The 17109-nt window shown below is 71.1% G+C and carries 16 protein-coding genes; 4 read left to right on the forward strand and 12 right to left on the reverse strand.

The window, feature by feature from the left end:
• Positions 1-43: 43 nt before the first annotated feature.
• The 5 genes from ACQP2O_RS49940 to ACQP2O_RS49960 all read right to left on the reverse strand — a co-directional run bounded on the left by ACQP2O_RS49940 (position 44) and on the right by ACQP2O_RS49960 (position 5888).
• Positions 44-355 carry a chaplin gene (locus ACQP2O_RS49940; protein ID WP_433176958.1) on the reverse strand — a complete coding sequence of 104 codons (312 nt, stop codon included), beginning with the start codon at positions 353-355 and terminating at the stop codon, positions 44-46.
• Between the two features lie 164 nt (positions 356-519).
• Positions 520-3021 carry an ABC transporter permease gene (locus tag ACQP2O_RS49945; protein ID WP_433176960.1) on the reverse strand — a complete coding sequence of 834 codons (2502 nt, stop codon included), beginning with the start codon at positions 3019-3021 and terminating at the stop codon, positions 520-522.
• A 1-nt stretch (position 3022) separates the two neighbouring features.
• A complete protein-coding gene (locus tag ACQP2O_RS49950; RefSeq protein WP_433176961.1) occupies positions 3023-3769 on the reverse strand; it encodes an ABC transporter ATP-binding protein in 747 nt (248 codons plus the stop codon).
• A gap of 233 nt (positions 3770-4002) precedes the next feature.
• Positions 4003-4686 carry a response regulator gene (locus ACQP2O_RS49955; RefSeq protein WP_433176962.1) on the reverse strand — a complete coding sequence of 228 codons (684 nt, stop codon included), beginning with the start codon at positions 4684-4686 and terminating at the stop codon, positions 4003-4005.
• Positions 4683-5888, reverse strand: coding sequence for a sensor histidine kinase (locus tag ACQP2O_RS49960; RefSeq protein ID WP_433176964.1), 1206 nt, complete (start codon positions 5886-5888; stop codon positions 4683-4685). The genes ACQP2O_RS49955 and ACQP2O_RS49960 overlap by 4 nt, the downstream gene beginning before the upstream one ends.
• Before the next feature lie 90 nt (positions 5889-5978).
• Between ACQP2O_RS49960 and ACQP2O_RS49965 the strand changes: the two genes are divergently transcribed.
• The gene (locus tag ACQP2O_RS49965; RefSeq protein ID WP_433176966.1) at positions 5979-6986 is read left to right on the forward strand and encodes an SAM-dependent methyltransferase; all 1008 of its coding nucleotides are present in this window, start codon (positions 5979-5981) and stop codon (positions 6984-6986) included.
• Here the strand turns inward: ACQP2O_RS49965 and ACQP2O_RS49970 are convergent.
• The 3 genes from ACQP2O_RS49970 to ACQP2O_RS49980 form a co-directional block, all read right to left on the reverse strand.
• Positions 6971-8161 carry a cytochrome P450 gene (locus ACQP2O_RS49970; RefSeq protein WP_433176968.1) on the reverse strand — a complete coding sequence of 397 codons (1191 nt, stop codon included), beginning with the start codon at positions 8159-8161 and terminating at the stop codon, positions 6971-6973. The two genes, ACQP2O_RS49965 and ACQP2O_RS49970, sit on opposite strands and share 16 nt — an antisense overlap.
• A gap of 67 nt (positions 8162-8228) precedes the next feature.
• Complete coding sequence (locus ACQP2O_RS49975; protein ID WP_433176970.1) at positions 8229-9680, reverse strand: PH domain-containing protein; 1452 nt, start codon at positions 9678-9680, stop codon at positions 8229-8231.
• Positions 9677-10342: a PH domain-containing protein gene (locus ACQP2O_RS49980; protein ID WP_433176972.1), complete on the reverse strand. Its 666-nt coding sequence runs from the start codon at positions 10340-10342 to the stop codon at positions 9677-9679. The genes ACQP2O_RS49975 and ACQP2O_RS49980 overlap by 4 nt, the downstream gene beginning before the upstream one ends.
• 239 nt (positions 10343-10581) lie before the next feature.
• Between ACQP2O_RS49980 and ACQP2O_RS49985 the strand changes: the two genes are divergently transcribed.
• On the forward strand, positions 10582-11676 hold the full coding sequence (locus ACQP2O_RS49985; RefSeq protein WP_433191436.1) for an NADH-quinone oxidoreductase subunit D: 1095 nt from the start codon (positions 10582-10584) through the stop codon (positions 11674-11676).
• Positions 11677-11734: 58 nt separating this feature from the next.
• Here ACQP2O_RS49985 and ACQP2O_RS49990 read toward each other — a convergent pair whose 3' ends face one another.
• On the reverse strand, positions 11735-12196 hold the full coding sequence (locus tag ACQP2O_RS49990; RefSeq protein ID WP_433176974.1) for a hypothetical protein: 462 nt from the start codon (positions 12194-12196) through the stop codon (positions 11735-11737).
• Between the two features lie 170 nt (positions 12197-12366).
• Here ACQP2O_RS49990 and ACQP2O_RS49995 point away from each other — a divergent pair, with 170 nt between their 5' ends.
• Positions 12367-14247 (forward strand): N-6 DNA methylase, encoded by a 1881-nt coding sequence (locus ACQP2O_RS49995; protein ID WP_433176976.1) that lies wholly within the window; start codon positions 12367-12369, stop codon positions 14245-14247.
• A 148-nt stretch (positions 14248-14395) separates the two neighbouring features.
• The gene (locus tag ACQP2O_RS50000; RefSeq protein WP_433176978.1) at positions 14396-15844 is read left to right on the forward strand and encodes a protein kinase domain-containing protein; all 1449 of its coding nucleotides are present in this window, start codon (positions 14396-14398) and stop codon (positions 15842-15844) included.
• Between the two features lie 66 nt (positions 15845-15910).
• Here the strand turns inward: ACQP2O_RS50000 and ACQP2O_RS50005 are convergent, their stop codons facing one another.
• From ACQP2O_RS50005 to ACQP2O_RS50015, 3 genes are all read right to left on the reverse strand, one after another.
• Entirely contained in the window at positions 15911-16225 is a 315-nt protein-coding gene (locus ACQP2O_RS50005; protein WP_433176980.1) for a helix-turn-helix domain-containing protein, read from the reverse strand.
• The gene (locus ACQP2O_RS50010; protein ID WP_433191438.1) at positions 16225-16536 is read right to left on the reverse strand and encodes a type II toxin-antitoxin system RelE/ParE family toxin; all 312 of its coding nucleotides are present in this window, start codon (positions 16534-16536) and stop codon (positions 16225-16227) included. The genes ACQP2O_RS50005 and ACQP2O_RS50010 overlap by 1 nt, the downstream gene beginning before the upstream one ends.
• Before the next feature lie 118 nt (positions 16537-16654).
• Entirely contained in the window at positions 16655-17104 is a 450-nt protein-coding gene (locus ACQP2O_RS50015; protein WP_433176982.1) for a hypothetical protein, read from the reverse strand.
• Between the last annotated feature and the right edge of the window lie 5 nt (positions 17105-17109).

Raw genomic sequence — 17109 nt, forward strand, 5'->3', positions numbered from 1 at the left:
GCACTGCGGGCGGGCCGGAGAACGCTTGTTCGGCGCTACCGGGTCAGGACGACGACCACGGGCGGTGGGGGCGGTGGCACGGCGGCCGGTGGTGGTGGCAGGGCGGGCGGTGGTAGCCGGGGCCGCCGCCGACCGAGGCGCCGCCCTTGCAGCCGGCGCCCGCGATGCCGATGACGGAGACGGCGTTGCCGCACACGTTGATCGGGGCCGTGATCGGCACGATGACCTGGTTTCCGGACAGGACGCCTCCCTCGCCGCTCGTGCCGATGATCCCGGCGTTGGCGGGGGCGGCGAGCAGCAGCGCGCCGGTGACGGCCGCTGCGGCCACCCCGGCCGCGGTGAGCTTCTTGAGCACCTGAATTCCTCCCGTACTTCGGTTCACAGCCGCCCCGGAGGGCGGCCGGTACGTACGGTAGTTATCCAGATACTCCTAGGTAACAGTAAGCGGATCTACCTGGGCGTAATCGCATCGTTACAATAAGTGACTGCATTGTCGCCGTCTGTCGACATTGACCGCCTCTACTCGGCGGCCAGCGACTCGACGATCGACGTCCGCGCGGCCCGCCTTCCGGGCATGATCGCCGCGACCACGCCGGCGACGGCCGCCAGGACGAGGAACAGGACGATCCGGCCGATCGGCAGACCGAGCACCGCGCTGTCGATGGCGGCGGAGATCGCGACCCAGCCGAGCGCCGCTCCGAGCACCACCCCGATGAGCGCGCCGATCACCGAGATGATCAGTGCCTCCAGCGACAGCATCCTGCGCAGTCCCCGCCGGGTCAGGCCCAGCGCCCGCAGCAGCGCCGACTCCCGGGTCCGCTCCACCACCGACAGGGTCAGCGTGTTCGCGATGCCGATCAGTGAGATGACGATCGCCAGCGCGAGCAGGGCCGCGACGATCACGAACACCTGGTCGAGGGCGTCCGACAGCTGATTCTTGATATCGGCCGCGGAGCGCACCCGCACCATCGGGTAGTCCTTGAGCGCCGCGTCGACGTCCGCCCGCGAGGTGGTCGCCGACACGCCCTTCTTCGCGAGCAGGAAGACCTGCTGCGGGTCCTTCGCGCCGAACGACCGCGTGAAGTCCGTCTCGTCGAGCAGGACGTCCGGGAGGATGGACTCGCCGGACACGATCGCGGCGACGCGCAGCGGCGCGGTGCCCTGGCGGGTCCGCACGGATACCGTCCCGCCGACCCGCGCGCCGAGCTCGTTCGCCCGGTCCTGGTGCAGCACCACGGAACCCGGCCGCAGGTCGGCGAGCGAGCCGGAGGCGACCTTCGGCTTGAGATCACGTCCGAGGTAACGCTGGGTGATCGACCCGACGTCCCCGTCCTTCCCGTTCACCTTGGCGGACGTCGTGTGGACCTCGATGACGGCCGAGAAGTCCGGCTGGGCGCGGAGCCGCACGACCGCGCCGGCGGGGATCGGCCGGTCGTCGTTGCTCACCTGCGTGCTCAGCTGGTAGTCGACCGGGTACTGGCGGGTGAGGCTGTTGTCCGCCGTCGCGCGTACGGACGCCAGCGCCACCGAGAACATCGTCATCAGCGTGACGCCCACCGTCAGCGCCACCGTGGTGACCGCCGCGCGCTTGGGATTGCGCCGGGAGTTCGCCAGGGCGAGGCGGCCGGGCACCCCGAAGATCCGCGCGGGCGGTCCCCCGACGATCCCGCTCAGCGCCCGCACGAGCATCGGACTGAGCGCGACGACGCCCAGGAAGACCAGCGCGCCCGCCACCATGACCATGAGGAAGGGCCCCTGCCCCGGTTTGGCGGTCAGCGCCAGGACGGCCACCCCGGTTCCGGCCACGGTGAGCAGCGCCCCGACGACGATGCGGAAGATGCCGGCCCGTCCCCGTACCGGCCCCTCGGACTGAGTACGGAGCGCGGCGACCGGCGCCACGCGCGTCGCCGCGCGGGCCGGCATCAGGGCCGACAGCACGGTCACGGCGAGGCCCACCGGGATGCCGACGAGGAACGGGGTGGCCGAGACGACCAGCGAGCCGCCCGGCATGCCTTTGCCGGAGTTGAAGACGAGGGCCGCGCCGTACCCGAGCCCGATTCCGACGATCACACCGAGGACCGAGGCCAGCAGGCCGACGACCGCCGACTCGATCAGGACTCCCCGGAAGACCTGGCCCCTGGTCGCCCCGACGCAGCGCAGCAGCGCCATCTCCCGCGTCCGCTGGGCGATGAGGATGTTGAAGGTGTTGTAGATGACGAGGGCGGCCACGAACAGCGCGACGATCGCGAAGGCCAGGAAGAACGTCGTGATCTGGTTGACGTCCAGGCCGGATCGGGCGGCGAGCCGCTTGGCGAGCCCGTGGCTCGTCACGGTGGTGAACGACGATCCGGCGGCCTGGGCGACGGCGGTGCGAAGTTGCTCGGTGGAGACGCCCGGGGCGGCCTTGACGTCGACCTCGACGTAACCGCGCTCGCCGGTCATCTCGGCGGCGACCGGGGCGGTGAAGCCGACGGCGCCCCGGAAGCCGATCTCCTGGTCGACGCCCACGTCGACCAGTCCGGTCACCGTGAACGTGTGCGGGGTGCTCTTCTTGTCCAGCACCCGGATCGTGTCGCCGACGTGGTAGCCCGTGTGCGCGGCCACCGTCTTCTCCAGGACGGCCTCGCCCGGGCCGGCCGGCGCGCGGCCCTTCTCGATCGTGTAGCGGGCCAGCGCCCCGGTGGCCATCGACATGCCCATCGTCGGCACGTCGCCGTACACCCGGCCGTTCTTGCCGAGGAGCGGAGCGTCGCCGCGGACCTGCCCCTGGGCGTCCTGGACGCCCTGCACGGCGCGGATCGCGCCCAGCGTCGCCTCCGAGACCTTCTTGTCGTCATTGACGAGGACGGCCACCGAGACCTTGTCGGCGGAGGCGGTGAACTGCCGGTCGAACCCGGCCTTCATCGTGTCGGTGAGCACGAACGTGCCCGCGACGAAGCCCACGCCGAGCGTGATGGCGAGGGCGGTGAGCATGAGGCGCAGCAGGTGCGCGCGGAGCCCGGCCAGTGTCGTCTTCAGCACCTCAGGACTCCAGCCTCTTCAGCGCGTCCAGGACGCTGTCCGCGGTCGGGCCGTACAGCTCGGAGGTGATCCGCCCGTCCCGCAGGAACACCACGCGGTCGGCGTACGAGGCCGCCACCGGGTCGTGGGTGACCATGACGATCGTCTGGCCCACCTCCCGCACCGAGGAGCGCAGGAACGACAGGACCTCGGCCCCGGACTTGGAATCGAGGTTCCCCGTCGGCTCGTCCGCGAAGATCACCTCAGGCCGGCTGACGAGCGCCCGCGCGCACGCCACCCGCTGCTGCTGGCCGCCGGACAGTTCGCTGGGCCGGTGGCTCAGGCGCGGCCGCAGCCCGACGGTGTCGACGACCTGGTCGAACCACCGGCGGTCCGGGGTACGGCCCGACAGCTCGAGCGGGAGCAGGATGTTCTGCTCGGCGGTCAGCGTGGGCAGCAGGTTGAACGCCTGGAAGATGAAGCCGACCCGGTCGCGGCGGAGCAGCGTGAGCTGCTTGTCCGACAGCCGGGTGACCTCCACGTCGCCGATGCGGATCGTGCCCTGGTTCACGGTGTCCAGGCCCGCCAGGCAGTGCATGAGGGTGGACTTGCCGGACCCGGACGGACCCATGATCGCGGTGAAGGCGCCGCGGGCGAACCCCACGCTCACCCCGTGCAGGGCGCGGACGGCGGCCTCCCCGGAGCCGTACTCCTTGACCACGTTCTCGGCCAGGACGGCGGGTGGTGCGCCTACGACGGTGCTTGTCACGGATGACTCCTCGGTCACTGAAAGGATTGCCGTGATCGAAGCTAGATTTCGGGCGCCGATCCGCCATCGGCCTGCAGGAGAGCGTTCGGTCAGCTTTCTCGGTGACCTGTCCGCCGGATGTCAGACCTGGGTCGTACGGCGGCGTCACACCGCAGGGCTCCTCAGTCGGACGTGCCGCTGTGGACCAGGCGGTCTCGCATGGCTCACGCGGCGGGATCGCCCGCCCGGGTGGCTCAGTCGGACGTGCCGCTGTGGACCAGGCCGGTCTCGTACGCGAAGACGACCGCCTGGACCCGGTCGCGCAGCTCCAGCTTCATGAGGACCCGCCCGACATGCGTCTTGACCGTCGCCTCGGAGACGTAGAGACGGCTCGCGATCTCGCCGTTGGACAGGCCCTTCGCGACGAGGTGGAGCACCTCGCGTTCGCGGGCGGTCAGCGTGTCGAGCCTGCCGTCCGGCACCGGCTCCTCGGCCGGCAGGTGCGGCACGAAGCGGTCGATCAGGCGACGCGTCGTGCTGGGCGCGACGACCGCGTCGCCGCTGCACACGGCGTGGATGGCCTCGATCAGCTGGGTCGGCCCGGCGTCCTTGAGCAGGAACCCGGCCGCCCCGGCCTTCAGCGCCGCGAAGGCGTACTCGTCCAGGTCGAACGTGGTCAGGATGATCACCTTGGGGGCGTCCGGCAGCACGCAGATCCGCCGGGTCGCCTCGATGCCGTCCATGCGCGGCATGCGCACGTCCATGAGCACCACGTCCGCCGTGGTGTGCCGGAGGACGCGCAGGGCCTGCTCGCCGTCGCCGGCCTCACCGGCGACCTCCAGGTCCTGCTGCGCGTCGAGCACCATACGGAACCCGGCGCGCACGAGCTCCTGGTCGTCGACGAGCATCACCCGGATCGGCATCGCCTCGTCCGTCATGCCGCACTCGTCTCCGCTCGTCGGGGCTCGGTCACCGGCAGGTGCGCGAAGACCTCGTATCCGCCGCCGGTCCGCGGCCCGGTGCGCACCGACCCTCCGTACAGGGAGGCCCGCTCGCTCATGCCGACCAGGCCGTGCCCCCGCCCGTCGGAGGGGGCGGCGGCGCCCCGGCCGTCGTCCCGGATGCGGATCTCCACCGAGTCATCACCGTAGTGGAGGTTCACCTCCGCCGTGGCCGCGGGTCCGGCGTGCTTGCGGGTGTTCGTCAGCGCCTCCTGCACGATCCGGTAGACCGTCAGCTGCAGCGCGGTGGGCAGCTCCGCGGGCACCCCCTCGACCGTGAGGTCGACCGGTAGCCCCGCCGAGCGGATCTGGCCGACCAGCTCGGTCAGCTGCTCGACGCCGGGCTGCGGCGCGTACGGGCCGGCGTCGTCGTTCTCGCGGAGCACGCCGAGCATGCGGCGCATCTCGGTGAGCGCCTGCCGCCCGGTCGTCCCGATCGTCTCCATCGCCCGTCTCGCGCGGGCCGGGTCCATGTCCACCATGTACGACGCGCCGTCGGCCTGGACCACCATGACGCTGACGCTGTGCGCGATCACATCGTGCATCTCCCGGGCGATCCGCGCCCGCTCGCCCGCCGCCGCGACCTGCATGTGCGCGTCCCGTTCGCGTTCCAGACGCTTCGCGCGCTCCTCCAGCTCGGCGGTGTACTTGCGCCGCGTGCTGACGTAGAGCCCCCACACCCAGATCGCCCCGACGAAGATCGTGAAGGCGACCAACGAGCTCCAGCCAGCGTTATGACCCGCCCACCAGCGCCACACGGCGAGCACCGCGCCGAGCTCGACGACGGCGGCCGCCGCGATCGACCAGACGAACGCGTACTCGGCCGCGACCAGGTACAGCATGACGAACAGGTTGAGGTCCACCGGCCCGACCTGGACGTCGAGTGCCCACTGCACGAACGCGACGCAGACGATGAACGCGAACACCGCACGCGGCCACCGGCGGCGCCAGATCATCGGAACGCACATGGCCGCGACGAGGGCCAGGTAGGCGTACCAGGTGATGGGGTGCTGGCCGAAGATGCGCGGGTGGGTGAACGTCTCGAGGACGCTCAGCGAGATGCCGATGGTCGGCAACGCCCACATCAGGTCGACGAGCCGGGGATGCCGCCGGAGCCAGCGAAAAAGACGCACGAACACCGCATCAGCGTACGTTCGGCCATCGGGAACCGCGTCAACCGAAGGTCTGACACGGCCTCCGCCGCGAGGCGCACGCGGTACGGTCAAGACGTGAGTCAGGTCGGGTGGCGAACGGCGATGGAGCGGGCGCTGTACGGGCCCGAGGGCTTCTACACGCGGGGCGAGCGGCCCGCCGCGCACTTCCGGACCTCGGTGCACGCCTCACACCGGTTCGCGCTCGCCGTGGCACGACTGATCGTCGAGGTCGACTCCGCGCTCGGACACCCGCCCCGGTTCGACCTCGTCGATGTAGGGGCGGGGTGCGGGGAGCTCCTCACCGAGATCCTGCCCGTGGCGGGCCTGTCCGGACGGCTGCGCCCGGTCGCCGTCGAGGTCGCCCCGCGCCCGGAGGGGCTGAACTCCTCGATCGAGTGGCGGTCCGCCCTCCCCGAGCGGATCACCGGGCTGGTCATCGCCAACGAGTGGCTCGACAACGTCCCCCTCGACGTCGTCGAGCTGACCGGCGACGGTCCCCGCCTCGTGGTCGTCGACCCGCGGACCGGTGCCGAGTCGCCAGGCCCCGCGCCCGACGCGGAGGACACCGAGTGGCTCGAACGCTGGTGGCCGCTGCGCGAGCCCGGCGACCGCGCGGAGGTCGGCCGGCCCCGGTGCGCCGCGTGGGCGTCCGTCCTCGGGCGGCTTCACGGCGGTCTGGCCCTGGCCATCGACTACGCGCACGAGCGGGACCACCGCCCGCCGTACGGCACGCTGACCGGCTACCGCGACGGCCGCTGTGTCGCTCCGATCCCCGACGGCTCCTGCGACATCACCGCGCACGTCGCCCTGGACGCCTGCGCCGACGCGGGACGGCAAGCCGGGGCGACCGCCACCGCGCTGACCACCCAGCGCGCGGCGCTGCGGGCCCTCGGCCTGCGCGGCGAGCGTCCCCCGCTCGAACTGGCCCGCTCCGATCCGCGCGGCTACATCCAGGCGCTGCGCGCCGCGGGCGAGGACGCCGAGCTCATCGACCCGGCAGGCCTGGGCAGCTTCGGCTGGCTGGTGCAAACCGTCGGCATCGACGTGCCCACCTTCCTGGAAACGGCTCAGACCTCGACCTGAAGGGCCCGTAGGCCACGCAGGACGAAGCCCGGCTTCCACTCCGGCTCCGCGGCGAGGCTCAGCTTCGGAGCGAGGTCGAGGATCGCGCGGAACGACTCGGCCAACTCCACCCGGGCCAGCGGCGCGCCCAGGCAGAAGTGGATGCCCGCGCTGAACGCCAAGTGCGGGTTGGGCGTACGGGCCAGGTCGAGCACGTCCGGGTCGGCGAACACCTCGGGATCCCGGCAGGCCGACGCGAACTGCAGGGCGACCTCGGCGCCGCGCGGGATCGCCACGCCGCCGACCTCGATGTCCTCGAGGACCCAGCGTTCGAACAGCGGCAGCGGCGTGTCGTACCGCAGCAGTTCCTCCACGGCCGTGCCGATCAGGCCGTGGTCCGCGCGCAGCCGTTCCAGCTCGCCCGGGTTGCGGAAGAGCGCCCACCAGGAGTTGCCCGTGGCGTTCACGGTCGCCTCGTGCCCGGCGTTGAGCAGCAGCACACACGTGCCGATCAGCTCGCCCTCGGTGAGCCCCTCGACCTGGCACAGGGCACTGATGAGGTCGTCACCCGGGTCCGTCCGGCGGGCGCGGGACAGGTCGCGCAGGTAGTCGGAGAACTCGATCGAGGCGCGCACCGCCGCGTGCTGGATCTCCTCCGGCGGGTCGAGCTGGTACATCCCGCAGATGTCCGCCGACCAGGGCCGCAGCAGGTGCCGGTCGCCCTCGGGGACGCCGAGCATCTCGGCGATCACGGTCACCGGCAGCGGCTCGGCGACCTCGGCGACCAGGTCGCCGCCGCCGCGCTCGACGAGACCGCGCACGAGGCCCTCGGCGAGCGCCCGGATCCGGGGCCGCAGGTCCTCGACCATGCGCGGCGTGAACGCCTTCGACACCAGCCGTCGCAGCCGGGTGTGGTCCGGCGGCTCCAGGTCGAGCATGCCCGCGTTGTTGAGATCCCAGAAGGGCGCGAGGAACTCCGCCGGGGCCGGCCGCCCGAACTCCTCGTGCGTGGTGACGTGGAGGTACGTCCGGCCGAGCCGCCGGTCCCGCAGCAGCGCGTTGACGTCGGCGTACCGGGTGATGACCCACTGGTCCGTCGGCTCGTGGAAGAAGACCGGCGACTCGCGGCGGAGACGCTCGAACGCGGGGTACGGGTCGGCGACGAACTCCGGCGACCCGGGCGCGTAATCGGTCATCGGACCCACCTGTCGCTACGGATATCGGTGGCACAGGCTCGGTGCGCCCGCCCAGACGCGTAGGCGATCACCTGGCCCACCTGTCGGTGCTGACGTCGGCGGCGCGGGCTCGGTCCGCCCGGCCGGCCGCTGACTCGACGATCGCCCGTGCCTCGCCGAGCTCGCGGTTCTCCGCGGCGACCTGCACCGGTCCGGGCGGCGCGTCGATGTGGACGGTGCCGAACCCGAACAACCGCTGCAGCGGACCGGCGGTGAGGCGGACGCTCTGCGCCCGCGCGTGCGCGATCACGTCGAGCCGTCGGCAGACGCGGCCCCGGCGGGTGACGAAGAGGGAGTCGTCGGTGCCGGCCTCGCCCGCGCCGAACGGCGCCAGCCACGACCGGCGCGCGGGCAGCAGCGGCACCGCCTCGGGGTTCGTGCCGGGGAAGATCAGGCCGACCATCTGGATGGCGATGTGCCGGGGCGCGACCGGCAGCAGCACCGACGACAGCGCCTGCCGTTCCCCGACATAACCGGCGACGGTGACGTCGATGCGCGCCCAGCCGTTCCCGCGCCACAGCAGCGGCTCCACGACCCGTACGGCCTGCACGCGGCCGGGCGGCACGGTCTGCATCCGGGTCTCCATCAGCCCGTACCGCAGCCGCAGGCCGTCCGGCGACAGGGCGGCCTTGAAGTTGGTGTGCATCACCAGCGGGGCGATCACCCCGCGGGCCAGGCCGAGCAGCACCGGCAGCGCGGCGGCCAGCACGCCCAGCTCGCCGAAGACGACGCCGAACGCCAGCAGCCCCACGAAGAGCAGCAGGGCTCCGATGACGGGCAGCTTCATCAGCTGCGATCCGAGGAGCGCGCCGAACCCGACCCGCCAGTACGGGCGTTCGGGCGCCTCGGGCGTGTGGCCGGGCAGCCCGGCGGCCCGCGCCAGCAGCTCGGCCCGCAGTTGCTCGGCCATCGGCCGCCCGAGGTAGCGGAACTTCGTCTCGGCCTGGTCGCCGCCGGCCAGCTCCACCCGCACCTCGGCCAGCCCGAACATGCGGGACACCAGCGGCCGTACGACGTCGACGGCCTGGATGTGCGACAGCGGGACCCGGCGGTTGCGGCGGCGCAGGATCCCGGTCTCGACCACCAGGTCGTCCCCGGCGATCCAGAACTTCAGCGACCACCACGTCCAGAAGCCCACGGCCGCCGCGATGGCGCAGACCGGCAGCATCACGAGCAGGAAGCGGGCGATCACGGCGGGCGTGAGGATCAGCGCGATGCCGCTGGTGGTCTGGGTGACCAGCAGCGAGTAGCCGCCGAGTACGAAGGCGATGACGACGACCCCGACCGCGTTGATCACCGCGGTGGCCATGTGCAGCCGGTGCACGCCCTGGGAGAAGTGGACCGGCGGGCGGGGCGGCGGCCCGTACGGTGGCGGACCGTATCCGGGCGGCGGTGGCCCGTACATCGGTGGCCCGAACTGCGGGCGCGGGATGTGGGACGGACCGTACGGCGGCCGGCCTGGACCGTAGGGACCGTTCAAAGCCCGATCGACCTCGATTCGCCCTTCTGCGCGAGCCGGTCCCGCAGGATCGCGGCGTCACGGGCGGGCAGGCCGGGGATGCGCGCGTCGGTGGCCGCGGCCGCGGTGTGCAGGCGTACGGTCGCCACGCCCAGCCACTGTTCGAGCAGCCCGGCGGTCACGTCGACGTACTGCATGCGCCCGTACGGCACGACGACGAGGTGGCGGACGAAGAAGCCGTGGGTGACCAGGAGGTCGTCGGCGCGCTCGGCGAAGCCCCAGGACCGGAAGGTCAGCTCGGCGACGATCCAGCCCATCGCGCAGGCGACCAGGACCAGCGCGAGCCAGACGAGCCCGCCGGCGAGGCCGCTCGTCCGGGACATCACGAAGGCCCCGACGATCGTGACCGGCAGCGCCCACAGCAGCACGGCGATGCGCCGATGCCAGGTCAGCCGCGGCGATACCCGCGCCCACGTCATGCCGCTCGGCGGGTCGAACGCCTGCTCCGCTCGGGCGCCGATCGGCACCGGCGAGGGCCCCGGCGGGCCGGTGGGCGCGGGCGGCGGTGGCAAGGGGAGCCCTTGCTGCGGCGCGGCGGACGCGCCCGGTGGCAGGATGCTCGGGCTGCCCGGCGGCATGTCGTGTCCCTCGCGCGGATTGGGGTACTGATCGCCTGCATTCATGTCGCTCCCAAGTCAACCCCAACCGGGCCACGTTCCGCGAGACCTCGCATGGCACGATGGGTGATCGGAGCGAGTGAGAAGGCGAGTGGGTCGTTGAGTACCGAGCAGCGAGCCGCCGAGCGAGTGGAGTGGTCGGTGAGGAACGATCCGGCCGCGGAGCGAGTGAGAAGGCGAACGCGACAGTGAGCACGCGGATCGTGGGCGTAGGGGCGGGGACCAAGGACCTCGCCACCGAGGACATGACGCTCAATATCGGACCGCAGCATCCGTCGACGCACGGCGTGCTCCGGTTGCGGATCACGCTGGACGGCGAGCGGATCACCGCCGCCGAGCCGATCATCGGGTACATGCACCGGGGCGCGGAGAAGCTGTTCGAGGTGCGCGACTACCGGCAGATCATCGTGCTGGCCAACCGGCACGACTGGCTGTCGGCGTTCGCCAGCGAGCTCGGCGTGGTCCTCGCCGTCGAGCGGATGCTCGGCATGGAGGTGCCGGTCCGCGCCGTGTGGGCACGGACGCTCTTGGCCGAGCTGAACCGCGTGCTCAACCACCTGATGTTCCTCGGCTCCTACCCCCTCGAGGTCGGCGCGATCACCCCGATCTTCTACTCGTTCCGGGAGCGCGAACAGCTGCAGCGCGTCATGGAGGAGATCTCCGGTGGCCGGATGCACTACATGTTCAACCGGGTGGGCGGCCTGAAGGAGGAGCTGCCCGCCGGCTGGCTCGGCCGGGTCACCGACTCCGTCGAGGCCGTACGCCGCGGCATCGGCGACCTCGACCGGCTCATCAGCGGCAACGAGATCTTCCGGGCCCGCACCCGCGGCGTCGGCGTGCTGACCCGCGAGCAGATCGAGCAGTACGGCGTGTCGGGCCCGATCGCCCGGGCGTCCGGGGTCGACTTCGACCTGCGGCGCGACGAGCCGTACCTCGCCTACGGGGAGCTGCGGGACGTGCTGCGCGTGGTCACCCGTACGGAGGGCGACTGCCTGGCGCGGTTCGAGTGCCTCCTCGACCAGGTACACGCCTCCCTCGACCTCGCCGACGCCTGCGTCGCCCGGCTCAAGCAGCTGCCGCCGGGTCCGATCAACGTCCGGCTGCCGAAGGTGCTCAAGGTGCCGGAGGGTCACACGTACGCCTGGACGGAGAACCCTCTCGGCATCAACGGCTACTACCTCGTCTCCCACGGCGAGAAGACCCCGTGGCGGCTGAAGCTCCGGTCGGCGTCGTTCAACAACATCCAGGTGCTCCGCGAGATGCTGCCCGGCCACCTCGTCGCCGACATGATCGCCATCCTGGGCTCGATGTTCTTCGTCGTCGGCGACATCGACAAGTAACCTCCCGCGGCCGGGCGAAACCCCCGCGATCTCGGCGACCTGACGCGCGGGGGCTCGGTCAGCAGACCTTGACGACGTGTCCGCCGACGGCGTGCTGGATGCGCTTGTTCAAGACGGCGCTGAACGAGGTGACCATCCAGCGCTGCCCCTCGTCGGCGACGATCGTGCTCGCCGAGCTCATCTGGCAGAGAGTCTTCTTGACGGCCTTGAAGTCCTGCGGCGTCTTGTAGAACTCGACGCTGACGTTCTGGGTGCCCCCACAGATCACCTTTCCGCTGCCCAACGACTCGGTCCGTCTGGGCTTGGTGCAGCCCAGACGCGCCTTCTTGATCTTCTTGGCGACGTCCATCGGATCGTTGTAGACGGCCTGGGTGGGCTGTGAGGCCTTCGTGCTCGCCGCCGTGGAAGGGGTTGCCGGGGTGGCGTCGTCGCCTTTGGCGCCGCCGCACCCGGCCAGGAACACGGTGCCGGTCAGGGCGACGGCGGCGAGCAGCGAGCCCGTTCGGGGGATGGACGACATGACGGAACCTCCGTGAACACATCTGGGCAATCCGGCATCACAAACCGGACTCTTGTGTGACTCGTTGCCAAGTAGAGCATCTGTTAACTCGAATCACAACCACTTTGATTGTGTCGACAGATGCGAGACGCGGCTGTAACCTTCGGTGGCCATCGGCGAGGAGGGATGTTGTGCGAGACGACACCACCGTGACCACGTCGGACATCGCCCGGCTGGCGCGGGTGAGCCGGGCGGCGGTGAGCAACTGGCGACGCCGTTATCCCGACTTTCCGAAGCCGACCGGCGGCACCCCGGCCAGTCCGGTGTTCTCGCTGGTCCAGGTCGAGGCATGGCTACGCGAGCAAGGCAAGATCGGCGACGTCCCGTTGGAGGAAAGGGCGTGGCAGCTCCTACGCGAGGCCGGTGACGAACTGGAGCTGGGCACGGCCATCCGGAAGGTGGGCACGTTCCAGCGTGGCGGCACACGGATCGAAGGGCTGAGCGACCGGACGGCCGCGAAGCAGCTGGAGATCGACCAGGGACTGGTGCCGCTGCTGAGGGCCGTGGAGGAGCTGGCCGGCGCATGGGGTGCCGCCGAGGCGTTCGAGTTCCTGGTCGAGCGCTACCTGGAGATCCAGTTGCCACGACCGACCCTGACGTCGCCTCAGGTCGCCGGGCTGGTGGCCGAGCTGCTCGATCCGGACACGCGGTCGGTGCTGGATCCGGCATGCGGGACCGGCGCACTGCTGCTGGCCGCGCACGAAAGGGCACCTGGGCGGCTTTATGGGCAGGAGCGGGACGGTGCGCTGGCCGGGCTGGCGGAGACACGGCTGGCCCTGCGTTCCGTCCAGGCCGAGATCCGCAGCGGGGATTCGCTGCGACGCGACGCGTTCATCGGCGTCGCCGTGGACTCGGTGGTGTGCGATCCACCGTTCAACGAGCGGCATTGGGGCTACGAGGAGCTGACCGCCGATCCACGGTGGGAGTACGGGCTGCCGCCCCGGATGGAGTCGGAGCTGGCGTGGGCCCAGCACGCGCTCGCGCACCTCAACCCCGGCGGGCTGGCCATCATGCTCATGCCGCCCGCGGCGGCGGGACGCCGTTCGGGGCGCCGCATGCGCACCCAGTTGCTGCGTCGCGGCGCGCTCAAGGCGGTGATCGCGCTTTCCAGCGGTCACTATCTGTGGCTGCTGCGCAAGCCGACGGGTGATCGGCCGGTCGGTCTGCTGATGGTGGATGGCGCGGACGACGCGGAGATCGTCCGGATCTGGCGGGACTTCCAGGCGGGCCGGGATGTGGATCGGCCCGGCGTGAGCCGATCCGTGCCGATCATCGATCTGCTGGGCGAGGAGGTCGACGTCACCCCCGCCCGGTATCTGTCCGCGTCCGCAGGGCAGCCGGCCGAGCAGTTCTTCCAGACGCGGGAACGGCTGGCGGCACTACTCGGCAGGTTGTCGGGTCTGATGCCCGAGGTGGAGCCAGTGAACGACGTCCAGGAGCTGACCGTCACGACCGTCGCGGAGCTGGCCCGCATCGGCGCGTTGACCGTCTACCAGGCCGCGGCGCGCGGCGAGACGAGCGGGGCGGATGCGGGGAGACCGCTGCTCACCGCCGAAGACGTGGTCCAGGGGCGCGAGCCGACCGGCCTGGTCGTGCCCACGAGCAGCGAGGCCGACTCGATGGTCACGCGTGGCGGCGACATCGTGGTGACGGTCATCTCTCGCCGGTTCGCGGCACGGGTGGTACGACGCGGCGGCGCGCTACTCGGCCCGCACCTGTCCCTGATCAGGGTCGATCCCCAGGCGCTCGACCCGCGCTTCCTCGCGGGTGTCCTGCACAGCACCGCGAACGTACGGTCGTCGGCGCTGCCGTCGACGAGCGGTCGGGTGGACGTCCGCCGCGCGAGCGTGCCGCGTCTGCCGCTGGACGAGCAGCGCCGGTACGGGGAGGCGTTCCAGAGCCTGGAAGCGTTCGTGTCCGCGGCGCGCAGTAGCGCCCTGCTCGGCGAGGCGATGGCCCGGCTGCTCGCGGACGGCATCGCAGAGGGCGATCTGCGGGCGACCGGAGGCTGATACGGACGGCATCGCAGAGGGCGATCCGCGGGCGACCGGCGGCTGGAAAAACGGCCTGCGGCCGGTATGGCCGGTTCCGCTCGCGTCTTGATTCCACCGAGCTGCGGACTACGTCAGACTGATCCCCGTCCATACGGAAGGGGCGCCAATGACGCAGCTGCTCGGCGGGCGGTACCAGTTGACCGCCCCGCTCGGCCGGGGCGGCATGGGCGAGGTGTGGGAGGCGGTCGACCGGCAGCTGGAACGACGGGTCGCGGTCAAGCTGCTCACCAACGAGGTGATCGCGCGCCGGACGGATCCACGGGAGCTGGTTCGCCGGTTCGCGCGGGAGGCGACACTCACCGCGGGCCTGCAGCATCCCGGGGTACCCGCGGTGCACGACGCGGGCTCGGCCGAGAACGGCCTGTTCCTGGTGATGGAACTGGTCGACGGCTGCACGGTCGCCGATCTGGTCGCCGAGCAGGGACCGCTGCCGGTGCCGTGGGCGGCGGCGATCGCGGCGCAGGTCTGCTCGGTGCTGGCGATCGCGCACGAGCGCTCGCTGGTGCACCGCGACATCAAGCCGCAGAACCTGATGCTGACCCGGGACGGCACGGTCAAGGTCCTGGACTTCGGGGTGGCGACGATCCTGGACGCCGCCGGAGTCGTCCGGATCACCAGCACCGGCGAGATCGTGGGCACACCCGCGTACATGGCGCCTGAGCAGTTGCGCAACGAGCATGCCACCCCGCACACCGATCTCTACGCTCTGGGCTGCGTCCTGTACGAGATGCTCGCCGGGCAGCCGGTGTTCACGGCGACGTCACCGCACGCCGTCAGCTACATGCACCTGGAGGAGGAGCCGTCGCCGCTGCATCGCGTCGACGTTCCGCGCCCGTTCGAGGAACTGGTGCGCCGACTGCTCGCCAAGGAGCCTCGGCAACGCCCAAGGGACGCCCGCGAGGTTTACGAGCGACTTCTGATGTTCGTCGAGGGCGCGTATCCGCTGGGTGACGTCAACCCGGCGGGATCCATGCCGACCGGGATGCACCTACATGCCCGTGTGCTGGCGCGTCTCGCCGGGGTCGATGGGTCATCGTCATCGCCTCAGCCGGGTCCCGCGTCGCCGTGGGGCCCGCGCCCAATGCCTTCGCCGGGCTCCGCGCGCACCCCAGATCCCATGTACAGGCCGGGCCCGACGGTCGGCCATCATGGAGCGGCTCACCCGCCGAGTCCCGAGGCGGTGACGTCGCAACGCGGCATCGGCTGGAAGATCCTGCACAGTCTGTGGATGACGCCGGCCCTGGCGTTCGGCTTCCTCACCTGGGTCTCATTCCTGTACGTCGGGATCCGGCACCGACATCGCCCGTGGCTGGTCGCCGCCGCGGTGTACGTCGTCCTGACCGCGGCGGGCGGCGTCCTCGTCATGACGACCACCGACAAGAATGGAGTGGCCTCGACGCCCGCCGCGCTGTTCTGGTTGCTCCTGTTCCTCGGCGGCGTCGTGCACGCCGCCGGCGTCAACCCGGGTCGTCTGCGCCTGCGCGCACAATTGGACGCCTCCGGCCCGACACACTCGGCGATGTCCACACATCACGGACGCCAGCCGACCCACTGACCCCAATCAGCCAGCGGGCCGGACGGCGCCGGAGCCGGCTCGCTGTCTTGAGGCGCGGTCAGGACCTCACGCGACCACGAGCCATTCATCACCGAAGTTCGCCACGATCTTCAGCGTTCCGCCCAGCGCCTCGACGTAGCGGGTGAGTACCTCGGTTCCGACATCGGTCACGCGTCCGTTCTCGATCTGGCTCACGCGGCCAGGCGAGACGCCCATGATCTCGGCGACTTGCGCCTGGGTCATGCCACGGCGCTTGCGGGCCTCGGCGAGTTGGTGGCCTCGCACCTCGGCCATCAGTTGCTCCCCGAGCGCGGCGATCCGCTCAGACTCGACGGCGGCCTTGCCGTGCCTAGTGTCTCTCCACCGCGTCACGCCATCCATCAGCCCCGCCCCTCTCGCTTCCGTTCTCCGAGGTATCGGTCATAAAGCCGCTCAGCCAGCGGAATGTTCTCCGCGTACCATCGCGACCACCTACCCGCCTTGTCACCGGCGACCAGCAAGATGGCCGATCTCCAAGGGTCGAACACGAACAACACACGCAACTCGCTCGATGTCGCCGAGCCAGGCCTCAGCTCCTTCAGGTTGTGGAGCCTCGATCCTTGGATCCGGTCGACGAGCGGACGGCCGAGAGCCGGACCATGCTGACAGCTACTTATAGCAACGAGTGAGATACTTTTAGTTACATTCGCGATAACCGGTGACGGCTGAGAACGAACCGCTCACGGCCGTGCCGCCAGCGGACTGCAGTGCCGGTGGCACGGCTCAGCACGGTTACCCAGTGCGGTCTGCGCTAGTTCGGCGTATCTATGGTCAGGAGCCGCCCTGATTCGCGCCCTGACCGCCGGCGCCGCCCGGTCCGCCGGGGGCGCCGGGGCCGGCGCTCGGGCGGAGGGACGCGCAGGCCTTCGCGGCCTTCTGCTGGGCCGCGGACATGGTCGGCATGCCGCTCGGCCGTCCCGACGGCTTCCCCGTCGGTCTGTTGGTGGGCATGCCCGACGGCTTGCCGGTCGGTCTGCCGCTCGGGCCGCCCTGACCGCCGGGCCCGCCGGGGCCGCGGCTGGGCATCTTCACGCCCTGTTTCTCCATGCACTGGCGGTAGGCGGCCATGGCGCTGGAGTTCGGGCCGCCACCCTGGGCGGCCTGCCCGCCGGTCTGCGCCGTGGCCTTGTCGCTGCCGCCGCCACAGGCGGCGCTGAGCAGGAGGGTTCCGGCGACGGCCGTGCCGCCGAACAGTCGGATCGTCAGCTGCTTGGTGAGCATGTTCT

This window comes from Actinoallomurus sp. CA-150999 (assembly GCF_050942425.1).
Taxonomy (GTDB): Bacteria; Actinomycetota; Actinomycetes; order Streptosporangiales; family Streptosporangiaceae; genus Actinoallomurus.